At 71.7% G+C, this 12,134-nt stretch carries 11 protein-coding genes and 1 pseudogene; 11 read left to right on the forward strand and 1 reads right to left on the reverse strand.

Annotation, left to right across the window (positions count from 1 at the left end; all coding sequences use genetic code 11):
• The first annotated feature begins 58 nt into the window (after positions 1–58).
• The 11 genes and pseudogenes from DEW08_RS24435 to DEW08_RS24480 all read left to right on the forward strand — a co-directional run bounded on the left by DEW08_RS24435 (position 59) and on the right by DEW08_RS24480 (position 11,490).
• The gene (locus DEW08_RS24435; protein WP_109332108.1) at positions 59–1,657 is read left to right on the forward strand and encodes a TolC family protein; all 1,599 of its coding nucleotides are present in this window, start codon (positions 59–61) and stop codon (positions 1,655–1,657) included.
• Positions 1,654–2,433: an efflux RND transporter periplasmic adaptor subunit gene (locus DEW08_RS24440; protein WP_168220497.1), complete on the forward strand. Its 780-nt coding sequence runs from the start codon at positions 1,654–1,656 to the stop codon at positions 2,431–2,433. Before DEW08_RS24435 ends, DEW08_RS24440 begins: the two co-directional genes overlap by 4 nt.
• Positions 2,430–3,776: an efflux RND transporter periplasmic adaptor subunit gene (locus tag DEW08_RS24445; RefSeq protein WP_109332118.1), complete on the forward strand. Its 1,347-nt coding sequence runs from the start codon at positions 2,430–2,432 to the stop codon at positions 3,774–3,776. The genes DEW08_RS24440 and DEW08_RS24445 overlap by 4 nt, the downstream gene beginning before the upstream one ends.
• Positions 3,761–5,440 (forward strand): zinc metalloprotease, encoded by a 1,680-nt coding sequence (locus DEW08_RS31355; RefSeq protein WP_168220498.1) that lies wholly within the window; start codon positions 3,761–3,763, stop codon positions 5,438–5,440. The genes DEW08_RS24445 and DEW08_RS31355 overlap by 16 nt, the downstream gene beginning before the upstream one ends.
• A complete protein-coding gene (locus DEW08_RS31360; protein ID WP_168220499.1) occupies positions 5,326–5,946 on the forward strand; it encodes an efflux RND transporter periplasmic adaptor subunit in 621 nt (206 codons plus the stop codon). Before DEW08_RS31355 ends, DEW08_RS31360 begins: the two co-directional genes overlap by 115 nt.
• A 126-nt stretch (positions 5,947–6,072) precedes the next feature.
• Complete coding sequence (locus DEW08_RS24455; RefSeq protein ID WP_109332119.1) at positions 6,073–6,441, forward strand: nuclear transport factor 2 family protein; 369 nt, start codon at positions 6,073–6,075, stop codon at positions 6,439–6,441.
• Positions 6,442–6,500: 59 nt separating this feature from the next.
• Entirely contained in the window at positions 6,501–7,367 is an 867-nt protein-coding gene (locus tag DEW08_RS24460) for an alpha/beta fold hydrolase (protein ID WP_109332120.1), read from the forward strand.
• Between the two features lie 30 nt (positions 7,368–7,397).
• Positions 7,398–8,243, forward strand: coding sequence for a helix-turn-helix domain-containing protein (locus tag DEW08_RS24465; RefSeq protein WP_109332121.1), 846 nt, complete (start codon positions 7,398–7,400; stop codon positions 8,241–8,243).
• A gap of 182 nt (positions 8,244–8,425) precedes the next feature.
• Positions 8,426–9,747: pseudogene (gene tyrS, locus DEW08_RS24470) on the forward strand (tyrosine--tRNA ligase).
• Positions 9,748–9,888: 141 nt separating this feature from the next.
• Positions 9,889–10,410 (forward strand): peptide-methionine (R)-S-oxide reductase MsrB, encoded by a 522-nt coding sequence (msrB, locus tag DEW08_RS24475; protein ID WP_109332127.1) that lies wholly within the window; start codon positions 9,889–9,891, stop codon positions 10,408–10,410.
• Positions 10,411–10,458: 48 nt separating this feature from the next.
• Entirely contained in the window at positions 10,459–11,490 is a 1,032-nt protein-coding gene (locus DEW08_RS24480) for an LLM class flavin-dependent oxidoreductase (protein ID WP_109332402.1), read from the forward strand.
• Here the strand turns inward: DEW08_RS24480 and DEW08_RS24485 are convergent.
• The gene (locus tag DEW08_RS24485; protein WP_109332128.1) at positions 11,470–11,973 is read right to left on the reverse strand and encodes a hypothetical protein; all 504 of its coding nucleotides are present in this window, start codon (positions 11,971–11,973) and stop codon (positions 11,470–11,472) included. The genes DEW08_RS24480 and DEW08_RS24485 overlap by 21 nt on opposite strands.
• Between the last annotated feature and the right edge of the window lie 161 nt (positions 11,974–12,134).

Below are 12,134 nucleotides of genomic sequence, written 5' to 3' on the forward strand. Positions count from 1 at the left end.
CACCCGGTCCGCCACTCCCTTGGTCATAGTCCTTTCCTCCTAAGGCAAGAATCCCCCGATGGTCACCCTCCGTTCGCTGCGCTCCGCTTCCTCGCTCGGCGTCATCCTGCTGCTGGGCGCCTGCGCCGTCGCTCCCAAACCGATCCAGCCGGCCGAGCATGTCGAGCGCGCCCGCGCCGACTACGGCACGCTGTTCGGCAACCAGCCGCCGGTCGTCGGGCCGCTCACGGCGCATGAGGCGATCGCCCGCGCACTGAAATACAACTACGACCACCAGCTCGCCCTGACCGAGGCGGCGCTGCAGGAGCGGCAGTTCGACGTGGCGGTGCTGAACATGCTGCCGCGGCTGGCCGCCAGCGCCGGCTATGTCGGCCGCAACAACGAGAGCGCCTCGTCCAGCCTGTCGGTGATCACGCGGCGCCAGTCGCTGGAACCCTCGACCTCTCAGGAGCAGCACCGCCGCACCGGCGACCTGACTTTCTCCTGGAACCTGCTCGACTTCGGCGTCGGCTATTTCCAGGCCCGCCAGCAGGCCGACCGCGCGCTGATCGCCGTCGAGCGGCGGCGGCGCGTCGTCAACAACATCGTGAAGGAGGTGCGCTCCGCCTACTGGCGGGCCGGCACCGCGCAGCGCCTGCTGCCCAAGATCGACCCGCTGATGAAGGAGGCGGAGCGCGCGCTCGCCGCCAACGCGCAGATCGAGGACCAGGCGCTGGCTCCCGTCATGCAGACGCTGGAGTACCGCAAGAACCTGCTCCAGGTGATCAGCCAGCTCCGCCGCCTGCGCTCCGACCTGTCGGTGGCCAAGGCGCAGCTCGCCGCCCTGATCAACGTGCCGCCGACCACCGAGTTCACGGTGGAGGAGCCGCCGGCCCTGCCGAGCTTCCCGCGCACCCTGTCGGTCGACGTGCCGACGCTGGAGCTGATGGGCCTTGCCCAGCGCCCCGAACTGCGCGAGGAGGCCTATCAGGAACGCGTCGATCGCAACAATCTCTACAAGGAGATCACGCGGCTGATGCCCGGGCTGTCGATCCTCGGCTCGCTGAACTACGACAGCAACTCCTACCTCGTGAACAACCTGTGGGCCGAGGCGGGGGTGCGCGCGACGCTGAACCTCGTCAACCTGCTGAGCGCCCCGCAGGTCATCGACGCCGCCGAGGCGCAGATCGAGGTCGCCAGGACCCGCCGTCTCGCCCTGTCGGTGGCGGTGCTGACCCAGGTGAACGTCAGCTACCAGCAGTATGTCCGCTCGGTGGAGACCTACGACACTGCGCTGGAGATCGCGCGGGTCGAGGGCCGCATCTCCAAGGCCGCCAACGACGGCGGCCTCGCCCAGGCGGAGCCGGAGTTCGAGCGCATCCGCCGCGGCCTCTCCTCCGTCGCGGCGGAACTCGACCGCGACCGCGCCTTCACCGAGCTGCAGACCTCGCTCGGCAACCTCTACACGGCGGTCGGGCTCGATCCGGTCCCGGCGTCGGTCGAGACGGAGGATCTGTCGAAGCTCGTCGTCGTCGTGAAGGACGCGCTCGACCATCTCGACAAGGGCCAGTTGCCGCGGCTGGAAGGCGCGCCCGACAGCCCGGCCCCGGCGGTGCCCACCGCCGCCGCGGAACCCGCCCGCAAGGCGACCAAGCCAGAGGGTGAACCGGTATCGTGATCCGCTTCCCGTTGCTGTCCGCGGCGGCCGGGCTTCTCGCCCTGGCCGCCCCCTGCCTCGCCCAGACCGTCCCGCCGGACGCCGGTGCCCCGCCGGTGGTCGAGCGGGAGATCCGCGCGCAGGTCACCGCCCGCACCACCACCGTTCTGGCGAGCGGCATGGCCGGCCGCATCGTCGAGCTGGCGGTGCAGGACGGCGAGACCTTCCGCAAGGGCGAGGTCCTCGTCCGCTTCGACTGCGCGGTGCAGGAAAGCCAGCTCGCCCGCGCCAACGCGGTGCTGGAGAAGGCGCGGCGCCTGCTGGAGGTGAACGAGAAGCTGCGGCAGCTCGGCTCGATCAGCGCCAAGGAGATCAGCGTCGGCCACGCCGAGGTCGCCGAGGCGGGCGCCGAGGTCGGCATGATGAAGGCCATGGTGTCGCGCTGCACCGTCGCCGCCCCCTTCTCCGGCCGGGTGGCGGGCGTCTCGGTCCGCCAGTACCAGTTCATCGGCGAGGGGCAGCCGCTGCTCGACATCCTCGACGACAAGGAACTGGAGCTGGAGGCCATCGTCCCGTCGCGCTGGCTCGCCTGGCTGAAGGTCGGCACGCGGTTCCAGGTGGTGGTGGACGAGAACGGCCGCAGCTACGAGGGGGAGGTGTCGCGCCTGTCCGGCCGCGTCGATCCCGTCAGCCAGTCGATCAAGCTCTATGCCCGCATCCGCAACCCCGACGACCGGCTGCTCGCCGGGATGAGCGGGCGGGCCATCATCACGCCGCCGGCAGGGAGCCAGCCGTGACCGCCCAGGTGACGAGCAACCAGCTCAACCGCCAGCTCCTGCGCCTCTCGACCCTGCTCCAGCTCGGCAAGCGCGCCAGGGCCGCCGTACGGACCGAGCTGCCCTTCGTCATGGTGAACGAGACCGCCGGGCTGCTGCCCTACCAGCAGGCGGTGCTGTGGGAGGGCGGGGCGCAGGGCCGCATCGCCGCTCTGTCGGGGGTCTCCGCCCCGGACCTCGGCGGCAGCTACGCGACGTGGCTGAGGCGCGTCCTGCCGGTGCTGGCCGCCTCCGGCAAGGCCCATGCGGTCGAGGCGGCGGAGCTGCCGCCCGACGCCGCCTCCGGCTGGGCCGACCATCTGCCGCCGCACGCCTACTGGCTTCCGCTCGCGGTTCCCGGCACAGGCCAGCTCGGCGGGCTGCTCTTCGCCCGGACCGAACCCTGGAGCGAGGCGGACGGCCACCTGCTCGACTATGTCGGCGACGGCTATGCCCACGCCTGGCTGCTGTCGCTGTCGCGCCGGCCGACCCTTCCCACGGCGGGGACGAGGCGCCGGCGCCTGCTCGCCGCCCTCGCCGTGGCGGCCGTCGCGGCGGTCGGGGCGATGCCGGTGCGCCAGTCGGTGCTCGCCCCGGCGGAGGTCATTCCGCGCTCGCCGGTCCTGATCCGCGCCCCCTTCGACGGGGTGATCGACACGGTCGCCGTCACGCCCAACCAGCCGGTCGTCCAGGGCCAGACGCTCCTGACGCTCGACACGGCGCAGCTCGCCGCCAAGCACAAGGTGGCGTTGAAGGCGCGCGACGTCACCCAGGCGGAATACCAGCAGGCCGCCCAGCAGGCGGTCTTCGATCCCAAGGTGAAGGGCCGGCTGACCGTCCTGCAGGGCAAGCTGGAGCAGGAGGCCGCCGAGGCGACCTATCTCCAGACCCTGCTCGACCGTGCCGCCCTGACCGCCCCGATGGCCGGGATCGCCGTCTTCGACAACGTCAACGACTGGCTCGGCCGGCCGGTGGCGCAGGGCGAGCGGATCCTGATGCTGGCCGACCCGAAGGAGGTGGAGCTGGAAATCCGCCTCGCCGTCGGCGACGCGCTGCCGTTCCCGCCGGATGCCGAGGTCGCCTTCTTTCTGAACGTCGCCCCCGACGCGCCCGTGCATGGCCGCCTGACCTCGACCAGCTACCGCGCCCAGGCGACACCGGACGGCATCGTCGCCTACCGGCTGAAGGCCGAGCTTGCCGGGCCGTCCGACCGGCTGCGCATCGGCCTGAAGGGAACCGCCAAGATCTACGGCGAGACGGCGCCGCTGGCGCTGTGGGTCCTGCGCCGTCCCATCGCCTCGGTCCGGCAATGGCTGGCGCTCTGAGCGGCACGGCGGCCATGGCCGGGGCCGGGGTCGGGGCGGTCGCGGCCCCGTCCGGCCAGATGGCGCCGGAGGAGGTGCCGCTGCCGCCGCTGCGCGACGACCTGCACCTGATGCCGGGACCGCGCGGGGCGGACGGCTCGCCGAGCTGGACGCTGCAGGACCCTTCCGCCAACCGCTTCCTGCGCATCGGCTGGCTGGAGTTCGAGATTCTGCAGCGCTGGGGCCTCGGTACCGCCGGTGCCGTGGCGGACGCCATCCGCCGCGCCACCCCGATCGCGGCGACCGCCCGGGACGTGCTGGAGTTCGCCCGCTTCGCCGAGCGGTGCGAGCTGCTCCAGGCGCTCGGCCCCGCCGAGACCGGGCGCCTCGCCCGCATGGTGGAGGCGCGGCGGATGGGGCCGGCCAAGTGGCTGCTGAAGAACTACCTGTTCGTCCGCATCCCGCTGATCTCGCCCGACCGCTTCCTGACCGCGGCGATGCCGCTCGCGGCGCGCCTGTTCACCCTCGGCTTCCTCCTCTTCGTGCTCGCCACCGCCCTGCTCGGCCTCTACCTGATCGGGCGGCAATGGGACAGCTTCACCCACAGCTTCCTGCATCTGTTGTCCATCGACGGGCTGATCCTCGGCAGCGGGGCGCTGCTGGTCGCCAAGGTGGTGCACGAGTTCGGCCACGGCTTCGCCGCCAAGCGCGCCGGCTGCCGGGTGCCGGCGATGGGGCTGGCCTTCATGGTCATGGTGCCGGTGCTGTGGACCGACACCACCGACGCGTGGCGCCTGACCTCGCGCCGCCAGAGGCTGCTGATCGATTCGGGCGGCATGCTCGCCGAGCTGACGCTGGCCGCCTTCGCCTCGGTCCTGTGGAGCGTCCTGCCGGACGGGGCGCTGCGCACCGGCGTCTTCCTGCTGGCCAGCACGAGCTGGGTGATGACGCTGGCGATCAACCTCAATCCGCTGATGCGCTTCGACGGCTATTTCCTGTTGTCGGACGCGCTCGACCTGCCGAACCTGCAGGACCGCGCCTTCGCGCTCGGCCGGCACTGGCTGCGCGAGACGCTGTTCGGCTTCGGCGACCCGCCGCCCGAACAGCCGCCGGCCGACCGGCGGCGCTTCATGATCGGCTATGCCCTGGCCGTCTGGGTCTACCGCTTCGTCCTGTTCCTCGGCATCGCGCTGCTGGTCTACGCGATGTTCTTCAAGCTGCTGGGCCTGTTCCTGATGATGGTGGAGATCGGCTGGTTCATCGCGCGTCCCATCCTGCAGGAGCTGCGCGTCTGGGCGCAGCGCCGCCGCGACCTGCGTCTGAACCGGCGGTCGGGCGCCACCTTCGCCGCCGCGGCCCTGCTGGTCGGCGCCTTCTTCCTGCCCTGGCGGACGGAGATCAGCGCACCCGCCGTCCTGAAGGCCGAGCGGCAGGCGGTCCTCTATGCCGCCCGCCCCGGCATCGTCGCCGCCATGCCGGAGGCGGTCGGGCGGCGGTGGAGGAGGGGGCGCCGGCCTTCCTCCTGCGCTCCCCCGACCTCGACTTCCGCATCCTCCAGGCGGAGCGGCAGGTGCGGCTGTACCAGGCCCAGGCCGCCGCCCAGCAGTTCGATCCCGAGCAGGCCGCCCGCCTGCCCGTCACCTGGCAGGAGCTGGAAGGGGCGCTCGCCGAGCTGGGGACCCTGACCGCCCAGCGCGGCACGATGACCGTCCGCGCCCCCTTCGCCGGCCGCATCGCCGAGCTGCCGGAGCATCTGAAGCCCGGCTCCTGGGTCGCGTCGCGCGAGCCGCTGGCCCTGCTGGTCAAGGACGGCGGCATGGTGGCCGAGGGCTATGTGGCGGAGGCCGACATCGCCCGGCTCGCCGCCGGAGCGCCCGCCCGCTTCATTCCCGACGACGGCGGGGAGGAGCTGGCGCTGCGCCTCGCCACCGTCGATGTCGGCGCCGTGGCGGAGCTGGAGCAGCCGGAGCTGTCCACCACCCACGGCGGCGCCATCGCCGTCCGCCCCGACGCCAACGGCAAGCTGATCCCGGCCGAGGCGGTCTACCGCGTCACCCTCACCCCCGACACCCCGCGCAGCGAGCCGCGCAGCCGCCGCGGCGTCGTGGTGATCGAGGGCGAGCGGACGAGCTGGGCGGAACGGCTGCGCCGCAACGCGGTCGGCCTGTTCATCCGCGAGAGCGGCTGGTAGCCGCCCGCCGCTTTCCACCACCCATCCACCTCTCCTTACCTCCCAGGTAATCGCGGGCGGACAGGGCGGGGGGCATCCTCCAGGCATCCGGTTGATCCGGACACCGACGAACGGAGGAGACCTCAGATGACCGACGCCGCCCTCATCGCCCAGACCTACGTCGCCACCTGGAACGAGACCGACCCCGCCCGCCGCGCCGCGATGCTGGCCGAGCATTGGGCCGGCGACGCCCGCTACCTCGATCCGCTGATGAGCGGCATCGGCCACGTGGAGATCGGGGCGCTGATCGCCGCCGCTCAGCAGCGCTTTCCCGGCTTCCGCTTCGCCCTGCACGGCAAGGCGGACGGTCACAACGACCGCGTGCGCTTCTCCTGGTCGCTGGCACCGGCGGGCAGCGACCCGGTGGTGATCGGCACCGACTTCGTCGAACTCGCCGCCGACGGGCGGATCCGGTCGGTGACCGGCTTCCTCGACCGGGTGCCGGCCGGCGTGTGACGCGCCGGCTTCCCCCTCCGCGATCCCCTCCGCGATCCACCGAACCGGGAGCACCGATCATGACCATGAGGCTGAGCGCCGCCCGCCGCGACGAACCGGGCTACATCCACACCGATGACGGGACGAAGCTGTTCTATCGCGACTGGGGCCGGGGAGAGCCCGTCGTCTTCCTGGCGAGCTGGTCGCTGAACTCCGACTCCTGGGGCTACCAGATGCTCGCCCTCGCCGAACGGGGCTACCGCTGCGTCGCCTACGATCGCCGCGGCCATGGCCGGTCGAGCGATCCCGGCCGGGGCTACGAGTTCGACCGGCTGGCCGACGACCTCGCCTGCCTGCTCGACCGGCTGGATCTTCACGGCGTCACTCTGGTCGGCCACTCCATGTCCTGCGGCGAGATCGTCCGCTACCTGACCCGGCACGGCAGCGGCCGCGTCGCCCGGACGGTGCTGGTCGGCACGGCCACCCCGGCGCTCGCCCGCTCCGCCGACACTCCCGACGGCATCGACCCGGACGGCCTGGAGCAGTTCCGCACCGGCTGCCTGATGCGGGACTTCCCGAAATGGCTCGCCGACAACATCGACCCCTTCCTCACCCCGGACTGCTCCTCCGTCATGAAGGACTGGGTGCGGTCGATGGCGCTGCAGGCTTCGATGAAGGCGCTGCTGGACTGCCACCGCGCCACCACCTCCACCGACTTCCGGGCGGAGCTGGCGGAGGTCACCGTGCCGACCCTGGTCGTCCACGGCGACCTGGACGTCTCCAGCCCGCTCGACCTCACCGGCCGGCGCACGGCCGCGCTGATGCCGAACGCCACGCTGGCGCTCTACGAGGGGGCGCCGCACGGGCTGTTCCTCAGCCATATGGAGCGCTTCAACCGCGACCTGCTGGGCTTCCTGGAAAGCAGCCGCCCGGTGCCGGTATCGTGAGGGAAAACACCGAGGGGAAGGAACCGCATCATGCATCAGGCCGCCGCCCGCCACCGCCCGCCGCCCCGCACCGTCAAGCGCCAGCCGGTCGGCGACCTGCTGCGGGACTGGCGCAAGCGGCGCGGGCTCAGCCAGCTCGACCTCGCCTGCGAGGCCGACATCTCGGCACGGCACGTCAGCTTCCTGGAGACCGGGCGCTCGCAGCCCAGCCGCACCATGCTGCTCCATTTGGCGGAGCGGATGGACATCCCGCTGCGCGACCGCAACGCCCTGCTGGTGGCGGCCGGCTTCGCGCCGGTCTTCTCCGAGCACCGGCTGGAGGACCCGGAGATGCAGGCCGCCCGGCAGGCCGTCGACCTCGTGCTGACCGGGCACGAGCCGCACCCGGCACTCGCCGTCGACCGGCATTGGACGCTGGTCGCGGCCAACCGGGCGGTGGCGCCGCTGCTCGCCGGTGCCGCGGCGGAGCTTCTCCAGCCGCCGGTCAACGTGCTGCGCCTCAGCCTGCACCCCTCCGGCGTGGCGCCGCGGATCGAGAATCTGGCGCAGTGGCGCGAGCATGTGCTGCACCGCCTGACCCGCCAGATCGACGTCAGCGCCGACCCCGTCCTGGTCGCCCTGCGCGACGAGCTGAAGGGTTATCCGGTTCCCTGCCCGCCGTCCCGGCCGGGCCGGCTTGAGGCGGCGTCGCCGCATGACGGGGTGGTGGTGCCGCTGCGGCTGCGCACGCCGGCTGGCGTCCTCGGCTTCTTCAGCACCACGACGGTCTTCGGAACGGCGGTGGACGTCACCCTGTCGGAACTGGCGATCGAGGCCTTCTTCCCGGCCGACGCCGCCACGGCCGAGGCGATGCGGCAGGCTCTCGCCCCGTCATGACCGGGTTGCGCGGCCGGCATCGACGCGCAGCGTTGACTCGGCGCCTCGACGGGGCCATGGTCCGGCCATGATCGAGCGAAGCTTCATCCTGAACGCCTATTACCCGCTGCCCTCATAGGCGGCGTCGTTCGATCTTGTCCATCTGAACATGCCGCCGCGGTCCGGCGGCATGGAATGCAACGATGGTCGCCGGGTCGCCCGCAATCCGGAGACCTCTCGTGACCACCACCACCGACGCCCCCATCTCCCTGACCTCCGCATCGCTGCGCATCCTGGCGGAGCGTGGATTCCTGCATCAGTGCAGCGACCTCGCCCGCCTCGACGCCCTCTTCGGCCAGGGGTGGTTCCGGCCTACATCGGGTTCGATGCGACCGCCGACAGCCTGCATGTCGGCCATCTGATGTCCATCATGGTGCTGCGGTGGCTGCAGAGGACCGGCCACAAGCCGGTCGTGCTGATCGGCGGCGGCACCACGCGGATCGGCGACCCCAGCTTCCGCGACACGTCGCGCCCGCTGCTCGACGATGCGCAGATCGCCGCCAACATGGCGGGAATCCGGCGGGTCTTCGCGAGGTACCTGGCCTTCGCCCCGGACGGAACAGCGGGCGGTCCGACCGACGCCGTGATGGTGAACAACGCCGACTGGCTGGACGGGCTGGGCTACATCGGCGTGCTGCGCGACGTCGGCCGGCACTTCACCGTCAACCGGATGCTGAGCTTCGACTCCGTCAGGCTGCGGCTGGAGCGCGAGCAGCCGCTGACCTTCCTGGAATTCAACTACATGATCCTCCAGGCCTTCGACTTCCTGGAGCTGTCGCGCCGGCTGGGCTGCCGCCTGCAGATGGGCGGCTCCGACCAGTGGGGCAACATCGTCAACGGGATCGAGCTGGCCCGCCGCTGCGACGGGACGGAGCTGTTCGGGCTGACCACCCCGCTGCTCACCACCGCGTCGGGCGCCAAGATGGGCAAGACCGCCGCCGGGGCCGTCTGGCTGAACGCCGAGCGGCTGTCGCCCTTCGAGTTCTGGCAGTTCTGGCGCAACACGGAGGATGCCGACGTCGGCCGTTTCCTGCGGCTCTTCACCGAACTGCCGCTCGGCGAGATCGCCCGGCTGGAGGCCCTGCAAGGGGCGGAGATCAACGAGGCCAAGAAGATCCTGGCGACCGAGGCGACGCGCCTGTGCCACGGTGCCGGCGCCGCGGCACAGGCTGCCGAGACGGCGCGCCTCACCTTCGAGGAAGGGCAGGCGGGCGACGGGCTGAAGGCGGTCGCGGTGGACGCGGCGGAGCTTGCCGCCGGCATCCGCGTCGCCGACCTGCTGGTGGCGGCCGGGCTCGCCGCCTCGAAGGGGGAGGCCCGCCGCCTCATCCGCAGCGCGGGGGCCCGGATCAACGGCGCCACCGTCACCGACGAAGCGGCCACCGTCACGCCGCGCGACCTGCTGGACGGGCAGATCAGGCTGTCGGCCGGCCGCAAGCGTCACGCCGCCTTGCGGCCGGCCTGACGCGGGCAGGGTCGCGGAAGGGGGGGCGGCTGAGCCCCCCTGCAAGGCAGCTCCGCCCGGCCGTCGTGGCTTTGCCGCTGGCGAAACCGGGGTTGCGGCCCAAGCTTACTGCGGTCGCCGTTTCGAGAGAGGCAAGGGAGCATGACGACCCGATCCACCAGTTCCCAATCCGCTGGTCACCAGCCCGACGGCCATGGCCGGTCCTCCACCGGCTTCGACCTGACCCCGCCGTCGGCCGGGCAGCGCCGCATCCTGGAATCGCGCCTGACGGCCGAGGAGCGCGCGGTCCTGCTGGAGCATGGGACGGAGGCGCCGCACTGCGGCACGCTGCTCGCCAACAAGGAGCCGGGGACCTACTGCTGCAAGCTGTGCGGCCTGCCGCTGTTCCAGGCGGGCACCAAGTTCGAGTCCGGCACCGGCTGGCCCAGCTTCACCGCGCCCTTCGACAAGGACCATGTGAAGCTGCTGAAGGACACCAGCTACGGCATGATCCGCGTCGAGATCTGCTGTGCGCGCTGCGGCAGCCACCAGGGCCACGTCTTCCCCGACGGGCCGCCGCCGACGGGAATGCGCTTCTGCATCAACTCGGTCTCGCTGCGGTTCGAGCTCAGCGGGTCGTCGCTGCCGGTCTCCGTCCAGGACTATGTCGACGCCGGCGCCTGACATGCGCCTTTCGCTCCACCCCGTTTTCAAGGACTGGTGAAGGACCCGATGCAGCAGGCTGAACGACAGGGCTATCCGGTTTCCGTCCTCGATCTGGCGCCGGTGCCCCAGGGCTTCACCCCGGCCGACGCCCTGCGCAACACGCTCGACCTCGCGCAGCATGCCGAGCGCTGGGGCTACCACCGCTACTGGCTGGCCGAGCATCACAACATGGTCGGGATCGCCAGCGCCGCCACCTCGGTGGTGATCGGCCATGTGGCGGCCGGCACCCGCAGCATCCGCGTCGGGGCAGGCGGCATCATGCTGCCCAACCACGCCCCGCTGGTCATCGCCGAACAGTTCGGCACGCTGGAATCGCTGTTTCCCGGCCGCATCGACCTCGGGCTCGGCCGGGCGCCGGGCACCGACCAGATGACCCTGCGCGCGCTGCGCCGCGATCCCGAAAGCGCCGAGCGCTTTCCCCACGACGTTCTGGAACTGCAGGCCCTGTTCGGACCGGTGCAGCCGGGCCAGCGGGTGCGTGCCGTCCCCGGCGCCGGCCTCAACGTGCCGCTGTGGATCCTGGGATCGAGCCTGTTCGGTGCCCGGCTCGCCGCCAGCTTCGGCCTGCCCTACGCCTTCGCCTCCCACTTCGCGCCGGAGGCGCTGATGCAGGCGCTGCAGGTCTACCGCAGCAACTTCACCCCGTCCGACCAGCTCGGCCGGCCCTATGCGATGGTCGGGGTGAACGTCATCGCGGCGGACACCGATGCCGAGGCGAAGCGCCTCTTCACCTCCGTCCAGCAGACCTTCGCCAACATGGTCCGCGGCACGCGCGGCCAGCTGCCGCCGCCGATCGACGACATCGAAAGCTACTGGAGCCCGATGGAGAAGGCGCACGCCTCGGCCATGCTGGCCTGCTCCTTCGTCGGGTCGGCGGAGACCGTGCGGCGCGGGCTGCAGGACTTCATCGACCGCACCGGCGCCGACGAGCTGATGGTCGCCTCCGCCATCTACGACCATGCCGCCCGCCGCCGCTCCTACGAGATCCTGGCCGACGTCATGGCGGAGCTGCGCGGCTCACAGCGGCCGGTGGCGTGACCGGCCGTCACATGGCCTGGACCACCGGCAATCGCTGATCCTGGGTCGGCGCATAGGGGCCGCGATGCCGCCGAGCGACAGGGCGTGCACCGAGTTGTTCTCGAAGCTGCAGGCCCTGCCCGGCATCCGCCCCTTCGCCGCGGCCGGCTCCACCGCGTAGGGACGGGGAGCCTGGTCAGCGGTGACCTGCTGCAGGACCTCGCGCGGCGCGCCCAGCCGGGGTGACTCGTCCGCCCAGATCCAGGGAACGCGGCTGTCGCCCGCCCAGCGGCCGGCGAGCAGGGAGACCGCGACCCGGCAGGCCTGCGGCGTCAGGTTGTGCAGAACCCGCTCGGTATAGAGCGGCACGGGCTTCTCGGACGGCGTCAGGAAGACGGGCAGGGCCAGGCCGCAGATCATGCCGAGGACGACGAGGGCGCGGCGCGAGGACAGGCTGCCGGCGCTGTCTTCGCCGGCGGCGGCACGGGGGAGGGAGGAAGCCATGGTCGGCGGTGCTCGAAGGATCGGAAAACCGTCCGGAGCCTAACCGCGAAGGCCCGGCGCGTCCTTGACCCAGGTCAGCCCTTTGCGCCACCTCCTATCCCGCTCGGCTGATCCCCCGATTGGGCCGGCCGCCACAACTTGCCAAAGCCATCCCCTCGCCG

The sequence above is a fragment of the Azospirillum thermophilum genome (assembly GCF_003130795.1).
Classification (GTDB): domain Bacteria; phylum Pseudomonadota; class Alphaproteobacteria; order Azospirillales; family Azospirillaceae; genus Azospirillum; species Azospirillum thermophilum.

What these genes read in the sequence shown, in the direction of transcription:
- DEW08_RS24435 (WP_109332108.1), top strand. Translation starts at nt 59, where the DNA reads ATGGTCACCCTCCGTTCGCTGCGCTCCGCTTCCTCGCTCGGCGTCATC.
- msrB (WP_109332127.1), top strand. Translation starts at nt 9,889, where the DNA reads ATGACGACCCGATCCACCAGTTCCCAATCCGCTGGTCACCAGCCCGAC.
- DEW08_RS31355 (WP_168220498.1), top strand. Translation starts at nt 3,761, where the DNA reads ATGGCTGGCGCTCTGAGCGGCACGGCGGCCATGGCCGGGGCCGGGGTC.
- DEW08_RS24455 (WP_109332119.1), top strand. Translation starts at nt 6,073, where the DNA reads ATGACCGACGCCGCCCTCATCGCCCAGACCTACGTCGCCACCTGGAAC.
- DEW08_RS24480 (WP_109332402.1), top strand. Translation starts at nt 10,459, where the DNA reads ATGCAGCAGGCTGAACGACAGGGCTATCCGGTTTCCGTCCTCGATCTG.
- DEW08_RS24460 (WP_109332120.1), top strand. Translation starts at nt 6,501, where the DNA reads ATGACCATGAGGCTGAGCGCCGCCCGCCGCGACGAACCGGGCTACATC.
- DEW08_RS24485 (WP_109332128.1), bottom strand. Translation starts at nt 11,973, where the DNA reads ATGGCTTCCTCCCTCCCCCGTGCCGCCGCCGGCGAAGACAGCGCCGGC.
- DEW08_RS24465 (WP_109332121.1), top strand. Translation starts at nt 7,398, where the DNA reads ATGCATCAGGCCGCCGCCCGCCACCGCCCGCCGCCCCGCACCGTCAAG.